19 protein-coding genes are annotated in these 21,607 nt (G+C 40.6%); 4 read left to right on the top strand and 15 right to left on the bottom strand.

Going from position 1 to position 21,607, the window contains the following annotated elements:
* Positions 1-408: 408 nt before the first annotated feature.
* Positions 409-1,431, top strand: a complete 1,023-nt coding sequence (locus AC6CHS_RS07100) for an LLM class flavin-dependent oxidoreductase (protein ID WP_498235163.1) — start codon at positions 409-411, stop codon at positions 1,429-1,431.
* Between the two features lie 85 nt (positions 1,432-1,516).
* Here the strand turns inward: AC6CHS_RS07100 and AC6CHS_RS07095 are convergent, their stop codons facing one another.
* Positions 1,517-2,299 (bottom strand): ion transporter, encoded by a 783-nt coding sequence (locus AC6CHS_RS07095; protein WP_498235161.1) that lies wholly within the window; start codon positions 2,297-2,299, stop codon positions 1,517-1,519.
* A 111-nt stretch (positions 2,300-2,410) separates the two neighbouring features.
* Between AC6CHS_RS07095 and AC6CHS_RS07090 the strand changes: the two genes are divergently transcribed.
* Positions 2,411-3,538, top strand: a complete 1,128-nt coding sequence (locus AC6CHS_RS07090) for a M14 family metallopeptidase (RefSeq protein ID WP_498235160.1) — start codon at positions 2,411-2,413, stop codon at positions 3,536-3,538.
* Positions 3,539-3,671: 133 nt separating this feature from the next.
* On the opposite strand, the gene cypC is transcribed toward AC6CHS_RS07090, so the two are convergent.
* Entirely contained in the window at positions 3,672-4,931 is a 1,260-nt protein-coding gene (gene cypC, locus AC6CHS_RS07085) for a CYP152 family fatty-acid peroxygenase CypC (RefSeq protein ID WP_498235158.1), read from the bottom strand.
* A 291-nt stretch (positions 4,932-5,222) separates the two neighbouring features.
* Entirely contained in the window at positions 5,223-5,825 is a 603-nt protein-coding gene (wrbA, locus tag AC6CHS_RS07080; RefSeq protein WP_498235156.1) for an NAD(P)H:quinone oxidoreductase, read from the bottom strand.
* A gap of 319 nt (positions 5,826-6,144) precedes the next feature.
* Between wrbA and htpX the strand changes: the two genes are divergently transcribed.
* Complete coding sequence (htpX, locus tag AC6CHS_RS07075) at positions 6,145-7,020, top strand: protease HtpX (protein ID WP_498235154.1); 876 nt, start codon at positions 6,145-6,147, stop codon at positions 7,018-7,020.
* A gap of 281 nt (positions 7,021-7,301) precedes the next feature.
* On the opposite strand, the gene AC6CHS_RS07070 is transcribed toward htpX, so the two are convergent.
* From AC6CHS_RS07070 to AC6CHS_RS07030, 9 genes are all read right to left on the bottom strand, one after another.
* Entirely contained in the window at positions 7,302-7,898 is a 597-nt protein-coding gene (locus AC6CHS_RS07070) for a response regulator transcription factor (protein WP_036577716.1), read from the bottom strand.
* The gene (locus AC6CHS_RS07065; protein WP_498235152.1) at positions 7,895-9,031 is read right to left on the bottom strand and encodes a sensor histidine kinase; all 1,137 of its coding nucleotides are present in this window, start codon (positions 9,029-9,031) and stop codon (positions 7,895-7,897) included. Before AC6CHS_RS07065 ends, AC6CHS_RS07070 begins: the two co-directional genes overlap by 4 nt.
* A gap of 94 nt (positions 9,032-9,125) precedes the next feature.
* Entirely contained in the window at positions 9,126-10,178 is a 1,053-nt protein-coding gene (gene desA, locus AC6CHS_RS07060; RefSeq protein WP_498235150.1) for a Delta(5) desaturase DesA, read from the bottom strand.
* Between the two features lie 196 nt (positions 10,179-10,374).
* Positions 10,375-10,911 carry a D-glycero-alpha-D-manno-heptose-1,7-bisphosphate 7-phosphatase gene (locus tag AC6CHS_RS07055; RefSeq protein WP_498235148.1) on the bottom strand — a complete coding sequence of 179 codons (537 nt, stop codon included), beginning with the start codon at positions 10,909-10,911 and terminating at the stop codon, positions 10,375-10,377.
* A gap of 178 nt (positions 10,912-11,089) precedes the next feature.
* A complete protein-coding gene (locus AC6CHS_RS07050; protein WP_498235146.1) occupies positions 11,090-13,015 on the bottom strand; it encodes an ATP-dependent DNA helicase in 1,926 nt (641 codons plus the stop codon).
* Between the two features lie 153 nt (positions 13,016-13,168).
* The gene (locus AC6CHS_RS07045; protein WP_498235144.1) at positions 13,169-14,035 is read right to left on the bottom strand and encodes a peptidylprolyl isomerase; all 867 of its coding nucleotides are present in this window, start codon (positions 14,033-14,035) and stop codon (positions 13,169-13,171) included.
* Between the two features lie 18 nt (positions 14,036-14,053).
* Positions 14,054-15,277 (bottom strand): S1C family serine protease, encoded by a 1,224-nt coding sequence (locus tag AC6CHS_RS07040; RefSeq protein WP_498235143.1) that lies wholly within the window; start codon positions 15,275-15,277, stop codon positions 14,054-14,056.
* A 159-nt stretch (positions 15,278-15,436) separates the two neighbouring features.
* Positions 15,437-15,751 (bottom strand): hypothetical protein, encoded by a 315-nt coding sequence (locus tag AC6CHS_RS07035; protein ID WP_498235142.1) that lies wholly within the window; start codon positions 15,749-15,751, stop codon positions 15,437-15,439.
* A gap of 158 nt (positions 15,752-15,909) precedes the next feature.
* Positions 15,910-16,398 carry a PaaI family thioesterase gene (locus AC6CHS_RS07030; protein ID WP_498235140.1) on the bottom strand — a complete coding sequence of 163 codons (489 nt, stop codon included), beginning with the start codon at positions 16,396-16,398 and terminating at the stop codon, positions 15,910-15,912.
* A gap of 141 nt (positions 16,399-16,539) precedes the next feature.
* Between AC6CHS_RS07030 and AC6CHS_RS07025 the strand changes: the two genes are divergently transcribed.
* Positions 16,540-17,601, top strand: a complete 1,062-nt coding sequence (locus tag AC6CHS_RS07025) for an NAD(P)/FAD-dependent oxidoreductase (RefSeq protein ID WP_498235138.1) — start codon at positions 16,540-16,542, stop codon at positions 17,599-17,601.
* Positions 17,602-17,679: 78 nt separating this feature from the next.
* On the opposite strand, the gene AC6CHS_RS07020 is transcribed toward AC6CHS_RS07025, so the two are convergent.
* The 3 genes from AC6CHS_RS07020 to AC6CHS_RS07010 form a co-directional block, all read right to left on the bottom strand.
* Complete coding sequence (locus AC6CHS_RS07020; RefSeq protein WP_106898179.1) at positions 17,680-18,369, bottom strand: LrgB family protein; 690 nt, start codon at positions 18,367-18,369, stop codon at positions 17,680-17,682.
* Entirely contained in the window at positions 18,362-18,733 is a 372-nt protein-coding gene (locus tag AC6CHS_RS07015) for a CidA/LrgA family protein (RefSeq protein WP_498235136.1), read from the bottom strand. Before AC6CHS_RS07015 ends, AC6CHS_RS07020 begins: the two co-directional genes overlap by 8 nt.
* Positions 18,734-18,835: 102 nt before the next feature.
* On the bottom strand, positions 18,836-21,478 hold the full coding sequence (locus AC6CHS_RS07010) for a cation-translocating P-type ATPase (RefSeq protein ID WP_498235135.1): 2,643 nt from the start codon (positions 21,476-21,478) through the stop codon (positions 18,836-18,838).
* Positions 21,479-21,607: the final 129 nt, after the last annotated feature.

Genomic DNA, 21,607 nt, shown 5'->3' with positions numbered 1-21,607 from the left:
TATAGCTAAGATTTCTAACTTTTCTAACGTGTAAAAAAGGATAGTAGAAATATCATACCATAAATTACTTTTTAACTCAAAATTCTGATAAGTTATGTTCATGCATTTTTATAAAAATTCAGTAAATGTAAACGCTACCAAATCAACACTTTTCTTTTTTATATACGCTTACAATGTATAAAAGACAAGGGTTTTACGTTTACTACAGGAAAATTCACAAAAACTTTAAATTTATGACATTTTTCTTTCGTTTCTTTGTTTTAAATTTAAACCTTAAAACAAACTAAGTTTACCAACTTCTTTTTAAATATTTCAGTCTGTTATTACCAGAAAATTGGCAGGCTGATTAGTGGACGTTTGCTCATTTTAGACGTAATATTTCTTAATAAGAAATCGTGAGGAGTGAATATGATGACAACAAAATCAAAAACATTTCATAATATACCGCTCTCTGTCCTTGATCTTGCAGCAGTAAAAGAAGGAAGTAATCCACGAGAGTCGTTTCAAAACAGCGTACAGTTGGCACAGCATGTGGAAAAGCTAGGCTTTAACCGATATTGGCTTGCAGAGCATCATAACATGCCTGGTATTGCCAGTTCTGCAACCTCTGTCATTATGGGGCATATAGCTGAAAAGACAGAAAGAATTCGAGTGGGTGCCGGTGGTATTATGCTGCCAAACCACGCCACAATCGTCATTGCCGAACAATTTGGCACATTGGAGTCTTTATTTCCTGGTCGAATTGATCTGGGCTTAGGACGTGCACCTGGAAGTGACCAGGCTACTGCCTACGCACTAAGAAGAACACTTGGGATGAGTGTAGAGGACTTTCCTATGCAAGTAAATGAATTGCAGGACTATTTCTCAGACGAACCTGTATCACGAGTAAAAGCTGTCCCAGGTCAAGGATTAGATATTCCAATCTGGCTGCTTGGATCCAGTGACTTCAGCGCAAGGCTTGCTGCACAGAAAGGGCTCGCGTTTTCTTTTGCAAGCCATTTTGCACCAGCATACACTATACCTGCATTACGTCTTTACCGAGAAAATTTCCAGCCAACGGAGAAAATGGAGAAACCATACGCAATGGTAGGGGTTAATGTTATTGCAGCCGACACGGATGAAAAGGCTCAGTATATCGCCACATCCCAACAACAGCAATTCCTAAGTATTCGCAAAGGGAAACCGACAAAACTTCAACCACCAGTAGAAAATATGGATGAAGTATGGACTCCTATGGAGAAAGCTGCAGTGGAACAATCACTCGATCCTCGGACTACCATTATTGGTAGCAAAGAGACGGTCAGAAAAGGGCTCGAAGCATTTCTTAAAGAGACACAAGCAGATGAAATGATTATTAGTGGCCAAATATACCATATGGAAGATCGTTTACGTTCGTATGAAATTGTAGCAGAACTAATGGATGAAGCTTAATCCTTGCTAATCATTGATCATCAAAAAAAGCCGAGCAAGCATGCGCAAACTAATGCGAACTTGTTCGGCTTTTTTATAGAATCTATTATTCGTTCCTTCTTTTTAGCAACGTTTTAATCTCTGCCAATTCTTTTTGCACTTCTGCCAATTTAACATCTGTTGGTGAAGGTGTCTCCTCTCGGTTAGCCTCTTCCACATTGTTCACAATGACGCCAACAAAAAGATTCACGATAACAAAGGCGCCAAATAAAATAAACGTGACAAAATACCACCATGAAGATGGGTCCTCTGCCAAAATCGGGCGCATAACGCCACTAGCCCATGACTCAAGTGTGATAACTTGGAATAACGTTAGCAATGAATCATGCAATGTCCCAAAATATTCCGGTGCAATTGCGTGAAACAGCGTTGTACCAATTACTCCATATACATAGAAGAACAAACCAAGTAGCAGCATAATTGTCCCCATGGATGGGATTGTAAGAAGCAACGCATTTACTATTTTTCGCAGTGATGGAATGATAGAGATTGCTCTCAACACCCGTAAGACACGTACAATTCGTAGGACAGTTATATAATGAGAGCCTACCAGCACGAGGCTAAGCAAAACGATAATAAAATCAAATACATTCCAGAAGTCTTTAAAAAAGGCACCAAAGGATTTTGCCCCAAGTAATCGAATAACAATTTCTATTGAAAAGATACAGATCAAGATTAGATCTGCTATGTATATCCATTCTGCATTAGCAAAGTAGCTATATGTTGCTAATCCAGCAAGCAGTGCGTTAAAAACGATTAATATAATAATCACCCTAGTAAATAAAGGATGTTCCGCAATCTGCCCACAAAACTGTTTTATCTGTTTCATGTGTGCTATCCCCTCTCTTCATCCATTTTACTTAGTAGTGCCTCATTTGTCACTTTTAGTTTTAAATGTGCCTAAAAGGGAATCGAGAAGAAAAAGAGATGGAAAGGAAAGATGAAAGTGGAATCTTATTTTCAGACAGATTATGAAACCTCGAGAGCCGTTTTTCGCAGTCACTTAGACAAAGTAAAATCAATCTGGCCCAATGCTTCCTTAGAGACAATAAACATCGGAAATGAAGCGGATGACAACACAATTGATATCATACGTGCCGACGCCACAAGTGAAAAAGACAAGATTGCACTACTTTCATCAGGAGAGCATGGGATAGAGGGATATGCTGGTGCTGCTTGTATTCACATGTTTGTCGAGGAGTGTATAGCGCACATAGAGCCAGAAACGACTGGCATTTGCCTCGTACATGCGATTAATCCTTGGGGTATGCGGAATTTTCGCAGAGTTACGGAAAACAACATTGATCTAAATCGAAATTATATTGAAGAAGAAGGGCCATTACCTATAGATGTGAATAAAAAGTACGAAAAAGAAAAAGAGCTTTTCCTTCCAAATGGGAAAATCAAGGATATTACTGAAGAACAGAACAGACTATTTAAGACACTGACGAAAGCACTCGCTAAAGAAGGCTATGCGAACATGAAGCATGCTAAAAGCATGGGGCAATATGAGTTTGAGCGTGGTGTATATTATGGTGGGAAGGCATTAGAGGAGTCCGCAAAATACGTACGATCTTTACAAGTAGATCTGCTTGAACAATATAATCATATTGTCCACATGGATTGGCATACTGCTTTAGGACCAAGTAACGAATTAACAATGGTCGTTCCGCCAGATGAGGAACAAGACCTGGAAGAGATCCAATCACGTTATCCACTAAAAAATATTATGAAGTTTTCGGACAAGAAAGTTGTTGGGGATTCAAATCAACACTTTTATACTGTCCAAAAGAAGCATTACCCTGATACAAAGCTTTTTTCTGCTTTATTTGAATTTGGAACATTTGGCGATGACAAAAAAGCTGAACTAAGAGAACTTATGACAATTGTTTTAGAGAACCAGCTTTATTGGGAAGGTGCTGAAAAGGAATCCTATAGAAACTATATTTTGAATGAGTTTCAAGAGATGTTCTATCCTCAAGACGAGGTTTGGCGTTCTGATGTCATTAAAGAAGCAAGAATGGCAGTTAAAGTAGTACTTAGTGCCGAAAAGATACTTCCTTCTTAAGCTGCATCTCTATAAATATGGAAGATGATGCTGTTGAATTCAGCATCATCTTTTTCTTATATAATGAGCCAAAACAAGTGAAAGGATCCTGGAGGCCAATTGGTTGCTGCTTAGCCTTCAGGATCCTCACGCTTTACTTAACCCTTATATTTTCCATAATAAAATTGCTTTTAGGGTGTGTTGGAATACGCGTCATACTATATGATAAATCTTGCGGAGGGACTTCATAAGTAAGATCCTGTGTCAAGAAGGTTAAACTCGTTTGCATTAGTTCAATGGTTAACCATTCACCGGCACAACGATGACCCTTATCGTAATCTCCCCCACCCTGTGGGATAAAGTCAAAAGGACTTCCTTGCCAGTCTTTAAACCGCTCTGGTTTGAAGCGATTTGGCTCAGTCCAAAGTTCTGGACTATGATTTGTTCCGTATATATCCAAGATGACCAAGGTATCTTTTTTAAAATGGTACCCCTGCCAGTCGAAGTCTATCGCTGTTAACGCCCCTGTAAAGGGTGCAAACGGATAGTACCTACGTACTTCTTGCACAAACCACTTAACGTATTGTCCATCCTCATGTGTTAGTTTTTCTCTCGTTTGAGGAAAATCATCCAGCGCTAACGCCCCAAACGTAACAAACCGGGCAATTGCCACAATCGGCCGTAAAAGGTTCAGAATTTCAACAGCAGCGGTTTGTGTATCAAGTAGATTCCCATCAAGGTCACGATGCCACGCCACAACATATAATGGCTTTGTTTCTTCTACATACAATTCATCGTTGCGAACGCGTTCTACCATGTCTCTAATCCATTTTTCAGCTCGATTTCTACCCACCCGGCCTTTCCAGTGACGTGGGCCTGTTGCACCAAATGCATCGATCATGTCACTAAGATCTTTAGTGCGTATGGAGAGATCTTTAGCCCACAGTGGTACACCAACCCACTCACAGGCTGTTCGACACATAATCTTTTCTGCCTCCGGGAAAAGTTCAATCGAATCCATCGTTTCCCATTCCGTAGCTGATTGTTGCCATTTTTCTCGGCAAATCGCTGCTATCTTCTTCAGACTTTCCTTGGTCATAAGCGACATAAACAAGTGCTTTCGATGGCGATGGGTATCCCCATCCATTCCTTGCACACCGCCTACACCAAACAAGCTTTCTTTAATTCGCTTTGGTGCTGCCCCTTGGCGTTTAAAACGTTCATTATCATAAAATAATTCGGCTGCTTGTTTTCCACTAAGACAAAGAGCTTTTTGACCTCCCATCATGCGGGTTTGAAATATATCGGAGCGAAATCTTTGGAGTCGATTCGGAACAAAGCGATATCCCTCTCGCAATAATGCCACACTGTGGTCCATGCCTTTTTCTGTTGGTATTTGCTTACCTGAATTCACCTATATGACAACTCCTTCGCTTATATTTTTTTAGCTATTAATAAGTTTACCCATGTCTGAATTTCTGAAACAGAGCAAAGGAGATGAATCCATCGAGTGTTTAGTTTTTTTTGGGATCGTCTAGTTTGAAGCGTTTGACTGATTGAGATGCTCCTATGGTTGATTGAGCCGCGCATGTGGTTGATTGGAACTCTCCTATGATCTGGGAATAGCTTTCGTCTTGAAAAACGCTTTATATAAAAAAGAAAAGGACTGATGTCACCATCAACCCTCTCAAAATTCATCTCTATATTAACCGTTTAGTTTTGCAGCAACCTCAACGGTACGTTTTACTTGGTACTTCACTGCTGGTTCAACGTTCTCAACCATTTTCCCATCCTGTCCTTGCGTTACACTTGTTCCGTATGGGTTTCCACCTGCAGGGGCAATCGACTCATCTGTATAGCCAGGTGCTACGATAATTGCACCCCAGTGCATCATTGTAGTATAGAATGAAAGTGCTGTTGCTTCTTGTCCACCATGTGCATTTGATGCTGAGACCATGACACTGACAGCTTTGTTAACTGTTTTACCAGTAGCCCAAAGACCACCCTGTGAATCAATATATTGTTTCATTTGGGATGGAACATTACCAAAACGCGTTGGCATGCTAAAGATAATTGCATCTGCCCACTCAATATCATCAGAAGTTGCATCTGGTACATCCTTTGTCGCTTCATAATGCTCTTTCCATGCAGGATTTGAAGCAATTGCAGCTTCAGGAGCTAATTCAGGTGCTTTTACTACACGTACATCTGCGCCAGCTTCCTTCCCTGCTTCTTCTGCCCATTTTGCCATTTGATAGTTCGTTCCTGTAGAACTATAATAAATTACTGCTAATTTTACGTTTGCCATTGTTCGATCTCCTTCTGCCTTTTAAATTATGTTAGTTGTAATGTACCCAGCCTATATTTTTCACCTGCCATTACAATTTATGCAAGGCAAAATATATCATACTAAACTGCTTACTTTACGTCACTATCGTAATAGACTAAGAAGGTGAAGTCAAATAACAAGCTTATAATAAGTAAGTATTAAGGCCAAAGCACTACAAATTATTAGGTTATTTGTTGATAACTCCCCTATCAAAGGATATAATGGGACTATGTGAAGGCTTCACAAATTCACTGTAAACATTGTAAAAATCTCAAAATCTATTATAAAGGGTGAGGACGTGGGTAAGCGAATTTTTTACTTTTTACTAACGAATGTTTTAGTACTAGCAACCATTTCAATCATTTTCATGCTAATACCTGGCACATGGAATTATATTGGGTCAGATGGCACCATCCAATTTGGCACCTTGCTTATATTTAGTGCTGTTATTGGTTTTACTGGCTCGTTTATTTCACTTGCTATTTCAAGATGGATGGCAAAGAAAATGATGGGAGTTCGTGTTCTCGATCCAAATGGCGCCTTATCTCAGTCTGAGCGGGAGGTTGTCGAAAAGGTACACAGACTTTCACGCGCAGCCGGACTAATGCACATGCCAGAGGTAGGAATTTATGATTCACGCGAGGTAAATGCTTTTGCTACAGGTCCATCTAAAAAGCGTTCCCTAGTTGCCGTTTCAACAGGATTACTTCACGAGATGGACGACGATGCAATAGAAGGGGTTATCGCGCATGAAGTGGCTCACGTTGCGAATGGAGATATGGTAACGATGACGCTATTACAAGGGGTCGTCAACACCTTTGTTGTATTCCTTGCACGAATTGCTGCCTTTGCTGTTACTCGATTTGTTAAGGAAGAACTTGCACCAATTGTCCACTTCCTTGCGATTATCTTTTTCCAAATTATTTTCTCAATACTTGGAAGCTTGGTTGTTTATGCCTACTCACGTCATCGCGAATATCATGCCGATCGTGGAGGCGCAGACCTAGCTGGTAAAGATAAAATGAAGCACGCGCTCGAATCATTAAAAGCATATGCTAACCGTGTACGCGGTGATGATACATCTGTTTCTACATTAAAGATTAATGGAAAACGTAAATCAAGCATCTTCTCCACCCATCCAGATCTTAATGAACGGATCCGCCGCTTATCTTAATTTTAGATAAATTGCATACGTCTTTAAGCGAATGTGATGTTTTTCTTATACTTGAAGCAACTTAGCTTTGCTTACAGCTAAAATTTCATAAAAATATAAAAAGCCTTCTCTTTCTGAAGAGATGGCTTTTTTTGGCTTTAGAGATCCTTTTTGTATTAGAAAAACTCGCATTCGCTCGTCTTTTAGCGAATGTGTACGTTTTCTTATACTTGGGACTTTAAAATTTAGCTACGTTGTCATTGCCTCTTGGCTAAAATTTTATACATTCCTAACGTAAAATACTAGAACCAGCCCTGCTCCTTGAACTTAGAGATCGCTTCTATTCTATTGCTGACCCCTAGCTTATCTAAAATGACCGACACGTAGTTTCGTACTGTACCTGTGGTAAGATACAGTTCCTTGGCTATCTCTTTTGTGGTCTTTCCATCAGCAATGAGTTTAATCACCTGTTCTTCTCTATCTGTTAAAGGACTTTCTTCACGATACGCCATATCAATTAATTCTGGCGCATATACCCGTCTGCCATCCATAATGGTGCGTACTGCATCTGCTAACTCCTCACTAGGACTATCTTTTAATAAGTAGCCACTCACATTAGCAGAACGTGCCCGCTGAAAGTACCCACTACGTGCAAAGGTCGTTAGGATAATGACATGACAGGATTCGTCTTTCAGCTGTTCCGCTGCATCAAGTCCACTTTTCACAGGCATCTCGATGTCCATAATGCAAATTTCCGGCTGAAGGCTTTTCACCATTTTGACCGCTTCTTCCCCATTCTTAGCTTTACCGATGACTTCCATATCCTCTTCCAAATTAAGCAAGGAACCTAGTGCACCGAGCAGCATACCTTGATCTTCTGCAATGACAATTCGTATCATTCAAGTCCTTCCTTTCCCTTTTGCTGAATCACCTTAGGAACCTTTATCGTGAGGGTTGTGCCATTTGCGGTGTCAATAGACATATTCCCATTTACAAAATCCAGCCTTTCCCTTATACCCTGAATCCCGTTTCCTCTTTGTATCTCACTGTTTTCTATTGCTCCTACCCCATTATCCTGGATGATGAGCACTTGCTCGCTTGCGGTATTGCTAATTTCAACCTGGCATACTGTCGCCTTACTATGTTTTACCACATTGGTAACAGCTTCCTTTAAACACATTCCAAGCACATTTTCCACTAAAAGTGGCAACTCATTATTTGTGTCTTCTCTATTGAATTGAAAAGAAATACCCGCAGCCTCTAGAATGTGTCTTGCATGAATGACCTCATCCTTAAGTTTTGCGTTTTTCATATCAGATACCATTTCTCTAACTTCTTTGAGGGCCATACGCGCCGTTTGATTTATATCTTCGACTTCTTTTTTTGCTGTCTCTGGATCCCGCTCTATAATTTTTCCTGCCAGATCACTTTTCAACCCGATAAGGGAAAGCTTCTGGCCAAGTGTATCATGAAGGTCTCTAGCGATCCGCTGCCGCTCTTCCATTACCATCAGCCTAGAGATTTTTTGATTGGCATCTTCCAGCCTTCTCTCCAAGTTCTCCCGTTTGTTCCGGCTATTTAATGTAAGGGGAAGAAGGATTGCACCAATTATCGCGATGACGATGAATGGCGTTTGAGCAATAAACTGGGGACTTTCCATTATAAAACCAAAACTAACTGCTGAGATAGTCGTGACCAGATTAACAATGTAGAGAACGAGAAAACCTGCTTTATTTTCTATATTACCTATGTAAAATGCCAGGAATAGCGAGAAATAGACATAGCCGAAATAGAGAATCATGCCTATACTAATCGCCATTTCAATAGAAACAGAAACATACACTGTCCAACCCTTTTTAATAAAGGAAAGGCGATATGTTGCGAAAAAGAGCAGAATCATCACAATTCCCAGCAATGTTTCCACAAGAGAGGTCGATCGGAAAATAAAATAAAAAGGAAGCAAACAAAAAACAAGCCATGCAAACCCACTAAGCCCTGTATTCTTTGGGAAAATATGATACCAATTTTGCATGGACGACACCTCTTTACCTTTGCTGTTTTCTCTATACTATACCAAAAGAAGGCAAATCAAAACCCTTCAAGACATCTTGAAGGGTTTTGTATGATTACTCTTCCTGGAAGCTTGTCTTACCTGTGTTTAACTTCAGGTTAGTCTTTTGGTTTTTCAATAACGCCTTCACTTCTCTAAAGCTAACGAACGTTCGACTCGCCTCATCATATAAACGAAAACGAATTGACTGTAAGCTAGTCTTCAGTGTTATCGTCGTCGCTTTTTGAAGCGGTGGTGTGGATTCGTGGGCTTCTTCCAATCGGTAATTCGGTACTCTCGGACTAAGATGGTGAACATGATGATATCCAATGTTACCAGTTAACCATTGCATAACTTTTGGCAATTTATAATAGGAGCTTCCATCAACGGCAGCTTTTACATAATCCCATTCTGCTTCATTTTCAAAATAGGAATCCTCAAATTGATGCTGTACATAGAACAGCCAAATTCCGAGAGAGCCCGAAATAAACAGGATAGGCAGCTGGATAATCAAGAATGCCTGCCAGCCAATCGCCCAGATTAACAAGGCATATATCAACACGATTGAAGCATTTATTAAATACGTATTCATTTTTTCTTTTTTCCTTGCACCTTTTCGGTTAAAGCGATTCGAGATTAGGAACAAGTAAATCGGTCCTAAACCGAACATAACGAATGGATTACGATATAAGCGGTATGCGAGTCTTCCCCAAAATGAGGCTGCTTTGTATTCTTCCACTGTCATAACCCATACATCACCTGTGCCGCGTTTGTCCAAGTTACTGCTTGTAGCATGATGGATGGCATGGTCTCTTTTCCATTTTTCAAAGGCAAACAAGGTAATGATACCTGTGATAGTGCCGACTATTCGGTTTGCTTTACTCCCCTGGAAGAATGAACCATGGGTACAATCGTGAAAAATGATAAAGATTCGAATGACAAATCCTGATGCAACAACAGCTAATGCTAGTGTAAGCCACACGGAAACAGCTAGACTCTGATAGGCAAGAAACCATAACAAAAAGAAAGGAAGTACCGTGTTTAGAAGTTGTATAATACTAGCCCTACGATCTGAACCTGCAAAAGTTTTCACACTGTTTCTTAATTGAGCCTGTTTTTGTTTACTCATACATATCCTCCTACGTTTAGATGACGATCTATCTCTTATATATAGGATATAAAAATTAGCGAGATTTTATAAGTCATAAACGTCAAGAAGCATATATGACAGTTGTCATGTTTTTCAGGATATATTGCTTTCCTTTTCTAAGTTTGGTTGATTTAAAAAACCCGCTCCACAAAAGCAGGTTTACATGTTCTATGTTTTAGTTATTAAAGCAATCAGTTAAATGCTTTGCCGCTTCCAACAAATTTTCAAATACCAAATCTGCCTTTACCTTCTCTTTATCCCGTGTGCCGACAAGTATCGTTTTAGTTCCAGCCTCCCTACCAGCAATAATATCTGGCTCGCGGTCCCCAATCATGTAGCTCTTACTCAAGTCGATATCCCATTTTCTTGCCAAATCATGAATCATCTGAGGCTTTGGTTTTCTGCAAGGGCAATTTTCATGTGGTTTATGAGGACAGTACGCAATTTCGTCGATATGTGCATCATAAGGTTGCAGTTGTTCCTTCATATGGTCATGCACGTTATGAAGCATTTTTTCATCCATAAATCCGAGTCCAATGCCGCCTTGATTGGTCACAACAAAAATTTTGTAACCAGCATCTTGAAGCAGACGTACCCCTTCCCCTGCTCCCTCCAGCAAATAAAAGTCCTCTGGCGTGTTCACAAATTTCACTCTATCTGTTAAAACTTCATTAATTACACCATCGCGGTCTAAAAATACAGCCTTATTCATTTGAAAAACGCACTCCTTTCTCCCTATAGTTTTATCTTAAGCATGGGATACATACAGGCAATTGCATAGAGCGACATTTAACTATCAACTCAACACCGGGGGCGTTTCATTTTATGCTCACATAAAAATCCCCTCAAAAAAAGCCACGCGTAAATGCGTGACTTTTATCTAAATCATTCTATATGATCTTCACAGGCAATACTTTTTGAATCTCCGCGAAGTATTTCTGCTTATCTTCCTCTGTCATCCAGATATGAATAGTCCCATGGTCGTTATTTGTCCGAATTAATCGTCCAATACCCTGGCGTAAGCGAAGCAACATATAAGGCACATCTACATCTGCCTCCGGATTGGCCACATGCTTCCGTTTCGCCTGAAAAACAGGGTCTTTTGGTGGAAACGGCAGGGATGCAATAATGACTTGGGTCAGTGCTTCCCCTGGAACGTCAAGTCCTTCCCAAAGATGGTAGGCACAAAGTACAGCTGATTCATCAAGTTGGAAGCCTTTGACTGTCTCACTAATCTCTCTGTCCCCTTCATACAACACAGGGAAGTCCCATTGCTGTTCGTCTGCCCATTTGCGAAATGCCTTCATCTCGTGAGCCGTTGCAAACAACACCAAAGTTTTCCCATTATTCTCTTTGATGTCCTTACGAATCGATTCGAATTTCTCCAGTATATCTACCTCGACATGGCTAGACAGTTTCATTTGTTCTTCATAATCAAATGGCGAGTTAACGGAGAAGGAATCGTAGGACGTGATACCAAGGCTGTCTGCTAGATACGTAAAGTCCTCTCCTTGTGCCAAGGTAGCAGAAGAAAATACGAATGGAATGTCCTGGGAAAACACTTCTTTCCTTAACACTTCTTCCACTAGTCTCGGCATAATCACTAGACTTGTCTCGCTATCAGTTTTTTCCAGCCAGTATATACCTTCGTCATCCCGCAATAGGACCGATAATCCATAGGAGAAGAACTCCAAATATTCTTCAATGATCTTGATATGGTAGTCATCGATGGTAAAGAGCTCCGCATCGAAGACAAGCTGCTCCAGTAACTCCTGTACATTATGATGAAGCTTTTCAGCAAGAGACTTTAATTTCCCAGTGAAGGTTATCTCGTGACGTTCTGACCCTTCTACAGCAACCGCACTCTCTTCCAACAAGTCAAACCAATCATCGTTTAAACCGAGTATATCTTCAATTAAATAAAGGGATTCTTCTCGCACATCCTGTCCCATATAACCGGTCAGCACCCTGCTTAGTGCATGAAAATTAAAGCGATATGTGAGACCTTTCTGTGCAGCAAATTCTAAAAGATGCCCTTCATCAAAAACAACACAGCTTGATTCTGGAAGGAGAGGCATTTGCCCTTCTCGTTTACGTGATTCTTTTGTCCAAATATGTTCCATATAAAAGTCGTGTGAGCAAATAATTAAGTCAGTAGCATGACGATAGTATTCCCTGTTTAACGTTTGTCCACTACGATGGCGCCATTCACAGGTCGAGCACTGTTGTAATTGGTCCCACCCAATCTCTTCCCATTTCTCGTTTGGTACCCAAGGGTATTCCTTTCGATCCCCATATCGTTCAAAGGATTGCATGGATGCCCCAGTATCAAATACGAAATCAGGGATCTCATCATGTACCCGGAGAATGTCCTCATCATCCGTTTTATTCGCAATAGGATCAAGCTTTTTCATACAGACATAATTCTCTCTTGCTTTGGCAAGACGGACATCTATGTTAAGGCCTAGTGCTTCTTCTAACTTTTCAATATCGCCGCCCTTTTTAACGAGCTGTTCAATTAACGTCTCATCCGCACAGGAAATGATCGCTGGCTTTCGTTTGTATCTCGCATAACAAATCGCATATAGCAAGTACACAAAGGTTTTACCAGTTCCCACACCTGCTTCAGCGAAAATAGTGCGTTTATTCTTAAAAGCCTGTTCCAGTTGAAAGGCCATATATATTTGTTCATCCCGTAGCTCATACCCTTTTTCCGGCAGGATATCATAAAATACATCTCCAACATAATCCCCAAGCCGGTCAAAGAAATTTTCTGTCTTTGAAACAGTAAACGGAAGCGCATTTGGTTTCGTCATGTAATACTCCTCTTTTAACATGGTTTAAAAGAGTAATTATACGTGATTTAACAAGCCCTGTCACTTAGATTGTCTATTGGTAATAACTACACTAAAACCGTTGTGCAATAAAACCAGTCTTATGAAGGCAACACTTTAGTTCATTATGCAACCTTATTCCGTTAGTTTGTTTTCTATCTCATACTCATTCATTTTCTCTTCTAACCAGACGCTATACTCTGTATCTGCTTTTGATTCAAATAGCGTACTTTCGATTTCATCCTTCACATCTTCAAATACAGCTTCTTTTGCTTCCGTTTTATCCGTCACCTTAATAATATGATAGCCATAATCAGTTTCAACAGGGTCACTAATCTCTCCTATTTCAAGTTGGAATGCAGCATTTTCAAACGCTTCATCCATGACGCCACTTCCAAAAGACCCTAATTCTCCATCTGTCTCAAGTGTCGCTTCATCTGTGGAATACTCTGCAACTAATTCGGCAAAATCTTCCCCATCGTTCAGTTTTTCTAGAACTTCCTTAGCCGTTTCTTCATCTTCAACCAGAATATGGCTCGCCTCTACTTGTTCTTCAGTAGCAAAGCTCGCTTCATTTTCATCAAAATAGTCATTCATTTCTTCCTCCGTAACCGTAATACGGGGGTCTAATAATTTATTTGTAGCCAGGTATGTTTCGATATTTTGTTTAACCATCGCCTCGTCTACACCACTCGCTGTTAGTGCTTCTTGAAATGCTTCTTCACTTCCATAGGAATTAACTAATTCACTGTATTCCTCCTCTAACTCCTCATCCGTGACTTCAATGTCCTCTTTTTCCAATTCCTGCTTAATAATTTCATTTGTAATTAATGTATCTAAGGCACTTTCACCATAATCGGATAAAAGGATACTGTTTAATGCCTCTTCACTAATTTCTTGTCCATTTACTTTGGCAATATAGCCACCTTGACTTAAGGTAACGAAAAGGATGACACCTACTGCCACTAAAACTGCTACGATTGATACCCATACTTTCTTCATTCTATCTTCTCCCTCTCTTTACTCACTTGTTGTTTGATTACTTGTTAACGTTATTTCTGCAGTTCTTTGCTCGCCACCATGGTAATAAGTGATGGTTAGCTTGTCACCAACTGTTACTTCTGTATATAAATAGTTGCGAAAATCAGAAGGATCCGTAATCACTGTTCCATTTAAAGCTGTAATAATATCTGCTTTTTCCAACCCCGCAGATGCCGCTGCAGAATTCTCATCAAGAGAGCCAATAATTACACCTTCTGTTATGCCTTCAGGGAGACTCTGCAAATAGTACGGTGATACTTCGTCAAGGCTCGCCAACCCAACTCCGACATAAGGACGGACCACTTCTCCATTTGCAGTTAATTCATCAACAATCGTTGTTACCTGATTAACAGGTATCGCAAAGCCAAGCCCCTCCACACCGTCCTCCGATACTTTTAAACTATTAATCCCTACTAACTCACCGTTTGCGTTAATTAACGCACCGCCACTATTACCTGGGTTAATTGCCGCATCTGTCTGAATAACTTCTATTTCCCATTCACCTGCAGAAGTAGAAACCTCGATGGAACGATTCACAGCACTAACGATTCCTTGTGTTACCGTACCCGATAGATCCAACCCTAGAGGATTTCCAATGGCATACACTTGATCGCCAGACCTCAATGCTGAAGAATCACCTATCTTTACTGGTTCTATATCAAAGTTCCCGGAAATTTTTACAATTGCTATATCTGTTAATGCATCTGTTCCGATTAGTTCACCTGACACTGTCTGCCCATCATATAAAGTAACCTCAAGCTCATTAGCATCTTCGATAACATGATTGTTTGTAATAATATATGCTGCGTTTTCGGTCACCTTATAGACCACACCAGAACCCGTCCCACTCTCAACTGATTCCTCGGTAGATTGGCGGCTGAACATATTGCTTTGTTGCTGTGTTTGCAAGTTCACTATACCCACCACCGCTTCCGATGTCTCTGCGATTACATCTGTAATAGAAGTCGAAGTGGCAGAAACTTTATCTACTTCAATATTCGATACTGTTTCAGATGTTGCGCTCGCAACTTCTTCTGTGGCATTTTCCGTTTGAGTCTGGGTGTCCAGATGGGTGGAAAGTGTTAGGGTCAGGACTGATCCTATCACCCCTGCCGATAAAGGCTTTAATAGGTGAATGAAAGGTTTTTTCCACCTTCTTTGTTTCTTGTGTTCAATTTGATCGCTTCTATTTTCTGATTCCATTTCTACTCCTGCTCTCTATTATTTTTTAATTGGTATGTCTCTTACACGTTTTACTATAAGGGAGGTTTATGTCAGGAAAACGTCAAACAAAAAAACTACCAACAATTTTGTCAGTAGTTTTTGTATCTCTTTATAATTTTGGGTTATGCCAGCAATATTTCATCCATACTTTCGTTTATTTTCTGTAACGTTTGATAGAATAGCTCGGATTTCTCGGATCGACTCTCGCGAAAGCCAATCTGTATTAAATTGATATTCTTTCCCCCCATTTAACTTTAAAATAATAAGCGTACTTACTGAAATGTACCGTTCTATATCTTGCAATGCGATTTTCTTTCGAGGAAAGAAAAGGCCACGGAAAATTGAAATTTCCCCTTTTTCGATTGTAACGTAAGCTCTTCTTGGCCTAGTTGCATATTTCAAAAACTGAAGTAACCCAACTATAGCTGGCAAGAAGCTTACAATAAGATACATATAATCTAAGGTATCCTGCAGAGGAAAACCACGGTTTGCCTGAATGGATAATGCAACAACTCCAATTATTACTTAAGTGATGCCTGCCTTACTTCGTTTTCGCCATATTGAAATATCTGCAAACGGAAATCTCACCTAAACATCCTTTCACTTTTTGATCAACCTTCAGACTCCATAAAGGTTTTAGGCATGATCGCTGCAATAACCTCCCCTTTTGCACAAAGTGTAGCTTTTGCAAACAATTCCGTACGGACCCGCCACTTCTTAGGGTGTATCTCCTCTACCTTACCGACTGCAGTAAGCGAAACATTCTGTGGGGTTGGCTTAAGATAGTCAATATGAAGAGATGCCGTAACAAACCGTGGAGGTTCTGGCCCTTCACCTGGCTCAAAACCATTTTTCCGATGCAGGGCCATCGCCGCTGAAGCTGTGCCATGGCAATCGATAATAGAAGCAATCACCCCGCCATAGACAAAGCCGGGTATAGCCACATGCTCTGCGCGCGGAAGATAGGTCGTTACGGTATCTTCCCCTTCCCAACGCGTCTTTATTTGTAAGCCTTGTTCATTTAATCTCCCACAGCCGTAACACCAGGAATATTTTTCATCATAGGTGTCCTGAATAGCTGTACTAATTCGTTCTGCCATGAAAACCCCTCCTTTTTTCGTAGTATAGCATATAGGATATGTCGATTTGTGAAGAATTCAGTCTTATGGTGACATACGCTTACATATTCGCTAAAATAGAACTATACATATTTATTCTTTACTTAGAGATGGGGTTTTGTTATGAAGCGATTGGTCGTATTAGGTGGAGGATACGGGGGATTAAAAGTAGTTCTGGGATTATTACAGCATCAGTTACCGGAATCTATTGAGATCACCCTAGTAGATAGAAATCCATATCATTCTATTAAAACAGAGTTTTACACGATAGCTGCTGGGACATCTGCAGAGAAGGACGTTCGTTTAAGCTTTCCAGATGATGACCGCGTTCAATATGTTTATGGAGAAATTAAGAAGGTTGACACGGAAAAGGAACAGATTTCGTTCAAGGATTCTAGTAAGATTCTATCCTATGACTATTTGGTTATTGGACTCGGGTGTGAAGACAATTATCATGGCATAGAAGGAGCAGAAGAATTCACTCATAGTGTACAAACGTTTGAGAAGGCTAGAAAAGCAGGGCTTGCGGTTTGTAATTTAAAAGCCTATGGAAAAGTCTCCGTGGTAGGAGCTGGACTTAGTGGGATCGAAGTAGCTTCAGAAATTAGAGAAAGCAGACCAGACTTAAACATTCGCTTGCTTGATCGTGGGGCCTCTGTATTAAAAGCCTTCGATAGTAAAATTCAAGAATATGTTGCAGAATGGTTTGTGAAAAACGAGGTAGACGTCTTACATCATTCCAACGTGGAGTACGTCGAAAAAGATGGGGTTTGTAATAATGGTGTATGTTATGTTAACGATGTAACAATCTGGACAGCAGGTGTACAGCCGAACTACCTTGTAAGAGAACTTCCTTTTAAGAAGGATACACAGGAAAAGGTCATCCTGAATGACTATTATCAGGTGCCAGATCATCCAAACGTCTATGTAGTCGGGGATTGTGCATCGTCTGAATACTCTCCAAGCGCTCAGCTTGCTGGTCAGCAAGGGGAACAAATTGCAGAGGTTTTACTAGCTGTTTTACACGATAAAGAACCGAAAAAACCGAAGGAAATAAAATTAAAAGGGACACTAGGATCATTAGGTAAGTCCGATGGTTTTGGTAACATGATGCAGAAACCGATGACAGGCCTCCTGCCAAGACTGGCGAAGTCCGGTGTTTTATGGTTAAACAAACGACATTAGAAAAGCTAGCATTCGCTAGACTTTTAGTCACTATGTATACAAAAAACCCAAGCCGATAGTAGACTTGGGTTTCATAAATTATAATAATAGCGAGATAAGAGCTGGGGAGATAATAGAGACCACCACGGCACTCATTACCATGGCAACTGTACTCACAGATCCTTCTAATTGGCTATCTTCCATTAATGTTGCTGTACCAATTGCATGGGATGCACTGCCCATCCCAACCCCTCTTCCAAGGTAGTGATCCAAACGGAATAACCGAAATACAAGATTATGGATCATGACACCACCAATTCCAGCAAACATTACAAATACTGCTGCCAGTGGAATGATGCCTCCCAGCGTTTCCGTGACTGCCATGGCAACAGGAGTCGTAACCGATTTAGGCGTTAAAGCATAAATAATCGTTTCCTCAAACCCCGCCCATCTTGCCATTAAGACACCTGAGGAAATTCCCACTACAGCTCCCATTGTTGTGCCAACAATTAAGGGAACTAACAATTTTTTCAGGGTATTTCGTTGATTATATAAGGGGTATGCTAACGCAACAACTGCTGGGCCGAGTAAATGATTGATCCATTCTCCTCCAAGCATATACGTTTCATACGGGATTCGGAATATTAAGAGCACGCAAATAATGAGTACAGTAGAAATGATCACAGGCGCTGTAATGGTAACATTCCACTTTCTATGAACACGTACCGAAAAAACATACGCGATACATGTACCAATAATGGCGGCTATGCCAATCAAAAAATCAATCATGCTCTTCTGCCCTCCGTCGGACCAACCATTGACTAGTCGCCCCTGATATTCCCATGACTAACATCGTACTAACTAAAGCAATTAAAATTAACAATGCACCTTTTCCTGCAAATACATCATAGTATTCTAATATCCCAACGGTGACCGGAATAAAAAAGAACGCGAGATTATCTACGATAAAACGAGCCCCGTTTTCTATCCATGTAACCTTTATCACTTTCAAAGATAAAAATATAAAAAGCAGGATCATTCCTATTACACTACCAGGCACAAACAGTTGAAACGTTGTTTGAATCAACAACCCCACCTGATAAAACCCAATCAACACAATCGTATGAAGGATTATCTTTCCGAAATTTAACATGATGTCTGACACTCCATTTTTAAGCGAATATAGTTATTATAGCATCAGAAAAGGTGAGCCGTGTATGCAACTGCTCACCTTTTCTATCGCTATTTTCTTTTCCTATTTCTGAACAGTGTTGATTATCTTTTTCAGAATCTCCATTAAGATTACCGCGACCAATGATAATCCTGCTGCAATTCCCCACTCCTGAAAACCGAATGTATCTGGGATGGAAAATACATCTCTCGCAAATGGCATAATGGTGACCGTATAAAGAACTAAACATAGTGCTACCGCACCAATCACATACTTGTTACGGAAGAACCCAGCACCAAAAGCAGTTTGCACATTAGAACGTGCAGCAAAGGTTTGCAAGGTTCTGGCCAAAATAAGTGTAGTAAATGCCATGGCGATACCCATTTCATCGGAATGCTGTAAACCGATGTAATGGGATATGATAACAGCAATCCCAATCAATATTCCTCTGGTCAACACTGCTCGCATTGTTCCGCCTGAAAAGATTCCTTCTTCAATGTTGCGCGGCTTCCTTTTCATAACATCAGGCTCTGACTTTTCCATACCTAGCGCAATTGCTGGTAAGGAATCATTCACCAGATTAATAAATAGCAGTTGCAATGCTGTAAAAGGATTTGCCCAATTGAAAATAACAGCAAATAAAATGGCAATGATCGCTCCAAGGTTTCCGGCAAACAAGTAGCCGATAGCTTTCTTGATATTATCGAAAACCGTTCGACCTACGCCCACTGCATTAACAATGGAGACAAAATTATCATCCGTTAATATCATTGCTGACGAGTCCTTCGCAACGTCTGTGCCGCTCCCCATCGCGATTCCAATATCTGCTTGCTTTAATGCAGGAGCGTCATTTACACCGTCCCCAGTCATCGCTGTGATACTATTTCGCTTTTGCCAAGCTCGCACGATGCGGATCTTATTCTCTGGAGAAACCCTTGCATAAACAGAAATCTGCTCCAGCTTTTCTTCAAGTTCTGCTTCTGACATAGCATCAAGTTCCTGGCCCGTTACAGCTATATCATCCTGATTCATTAACCCGATATCACGTCCAATTGCTTGTGCGGTCGTTTTATGGTCACCTGTAATCATGACCGTACGGATCCCGGCCTTTTTTGATTCCTCGATTGATCCATAAACTGCTTCACGAGGCGGGTCCATCATGGCTGTTAATCCAATTAAGACAAAATCCTTTTCATCCTCATGGCCAACTGGTGCTTGATCTTCCTTCATGCGTTTATACCCATAAGCTAAGACGCGGAGTGCCTGTTCAGAAAAGCTTTCATTTGCTTGCTGCAGATCATTTAGCAGTTCATCTGTCATTGGCTTTTCTTCCCCGTCGACAAGTACATAGGCCGCCCGCTCAAACATGACATCTGGTCCGCCCTTGATTAGCATACGTTTTCTGCCATCAATCGTATAAACGGTGGACATGAGTTTGCGGTCAGAATCGAAAGGAAGCTCTTCCTCTCGATCATATGCTTCGCGAATCTCTTCATAGCCCCCATATACTTTATTAGCGAAATGAATTAACGCTGTTTCTGTGGGATCTCCTATCTCCTGTCCTTCCTCATTAATATAGGAGTCATTACACAGCACAGCGGTGTATAGTAAAAGTTTTTGTGCTTCATCCCAATCTTCCTTATTCTCCGGTAGCTCTGTGTTTTGCTTTCCAGGTAAATAGTGATCCATCACGGTCATCTTGTTTTGTGTCAATGTACCCGTCTTATCAGTACAGATGACACTTGTAGAACCAAGCGTCTCCACTGCAGGCAATTTACGAATAATGGCATGCTGTCGAGCCATCTTGTTTGTACCGACAGATAGAACAATGGTCACAATGGAAGAAAGGGCCTCTGGTATTGCTGCTACTGCTATGGCAACAGAGAACATAAGCGCATTTAAAATAGCTGTGGTTGTATCTGCATCACTATCACCAAACCAAATTCTACCGACTTGGACAGCAAAAATGAGAATACATAGAAGCAGAATCCCTATTCCAAGTTTCTTACTAAAACGATCCAATTTACGCTGTAACGGGGTTTGTTTTTCCTCCGCGGTTTCAATCATACCAGCAATTTTACCAATTTCTGTCTCTTTTCCTGTCCCCGTGACCACGAAACTTCCACGGCCATATACAATGAGGGAGCTACTAAATACCATGTTTTTCCGATCCCCAAGAGCTACTTCTTCATTAATCGTCCTCGTTTCTTTTTCAACAGCTTCCGACTCCCCAGTCAACATTCCTTCGTCGACTTTTAAAGACCCGCTTTCTAGCACCCTTCCATCTGCAGGAACATAATCCCCTGCCTCAAGGAAAACAATGTCTCCTGGCACGAGCTCTCGTGCAGGAATGGACTGCTTTGTGCCGTCTCTAATCACTTGGGCACCTGGCGCGGACATACTTCGTAAGGCTTCCAAGGATCCTTCTGCCTTTCTTGTTTGCACAACACTAATAACCGAATTGATTAATAGTACGAGGAAGATGATGAGTGATTCAATTACTTCACCTAAGAGCAATTGGATTCCTGCTGCGACTAGAAGGACAATGACCATAGAGTCCTTAAATGTCTCCAGAAACAGTTTCCAAATTGGATCTCTCTTTTTTTCTTCAATTTCGTTATAACCTTTCTCATCTAACAGTTGTTTTACGTCTGCGTTCGTTAGTCCGTTTTCAGACGTATTAAACTGATCCATCACATCTTCTGATTTTTTCTGATAATAGTCCATCATATCTTCCTTCCTGCAATTAGTATTGACGCGTTACGAAAATAAATGACTGTGAGTATACTGAAAATATTTATTAGAAAAACTAGCATTCGCCTCGCGCTTTAGCGAATGAGTTTGGTTTTTCTTATA

This window comes from Oceanobacillus sp. GQ8, assembly GCF_059758495.1.
This window is presented reverse-complemented; position numbering and strand designations above follow the sequence as displayed.

Coding starts and splice junctions, on each gene's coding strand:
- AC6CHS_RS07045 (WP_498235144.1), bottom strand. CDS start 14,035: ATGAAGAAAGTATGGGTATCAATCGTAGCAGTTTTAGTGGCAGTAGGT.
- AC6CHS_RS07090 (WP_498235160.1), top strand. CDS start 2,411: ATGAAAGTGGAATCTTATTTTCAGACAGATTATGAAACCTCGAGAGCC.
- AC6CHS_RS07065 (WP_498235152.1), bottom strand. CDS start 9,031: ATGCAAAATTGGTATCATATTTTCCCAAAGAATACAGGGCTTAGTGGG.
- AC6CHS_RS07020 (WP_106898179.1), bottom strand. CDS start 18,369: ATGATTGATTTTTTGATTGGCATAGCCGCCATTATTGGTACATGTATC.
- AC6CHS_RS07095 (WP_498235161.1), bottom strand. CDS start 2,299: ATGAAACAGATAAAACAGTTTTGTGGGCAGATTGCGGAACATCCTTTA.
- AC6CHS_RS07025 (WP_498235138.1), top strand. CDS start 16,540: ATGAAGCGATTGGTCGTATTAGGTGGAGGATACGGGGGATTAAAAGTA.
- wrbA (WP_498235156.1), bottom strand. CDS start 5,825: ATGGCAAACGTAAAATTAGCAGTAATTTATTATAGTTCTACAGGAACG.
- AC6CHS_RS07100 (WP_498235163.1), top strand. CDS start 409: ATGATGACAACAAAATCAAAAACATTTCATAATATACCGCTCTCTGTC.
- AC6CHS_RS07070 (WP_036577716.1), bottom strand. CDS start 7,898: ATGATACGAATTGTCATTGCAGAAGATCAAGGTATGCTGCTCGGTGCA.
- AC6CHS_RS07030 (WP_498235140.1), bottom strand. CDS start 16,398: ATGGCAGAACGAATTAGTACAGCTATTCAGGACACCTATGATGAAAAA.
- AC6CHS_RS07055 (WP_498235148.1), bottom strand. CDS start 10,911: ATGAATAAGGCTGTATTTTTAGACCGCGATGGTGTAATTAATGAAGTT.
- AC6CHS_RS07040 (WP_498235143.1), bottom strand. CDS start 15,277: ATGGAATCAGAAAATAGAAGCGATCAAATTGAACACAAGAAACAAAGA.
- AC6CHS_RS07050 (WP_498235146.1), bottom strand. CDS start 13,015: ATGACGAAACCAAATGCGCTTCCGTTTACTGTTTCAAAGACAGAAAAT.
- desA (WP_498235150.1), bottom strand. CDS start 10,178: ATGAGTAAACAAAAACAGGCTCAATTAAGAAACAGTGTGAAAACTTTT.
- AC6CHS_RS07015 (WP_498235136.1), bottom strand. CDS start 18,733: ATGTTAAATTTCGGAAAGATAATCCTTCATACGATTGTGTTGATTGGG.
- AC6CHS_RS07035 (WP_498235142.1), bottom strand. CDS start 15,751: ATGTATCTTATTGTAAGCTTCTTGCCAGCTATAGTTGGGTTACTTCAG.
- AC6CHS_RS07010 (WP_498235135.1), bottom strand. CDS start 21,478: ATGGACTATTATCAGAAAAAATCAGAAGATGTGATGGATCAGTTTAAT.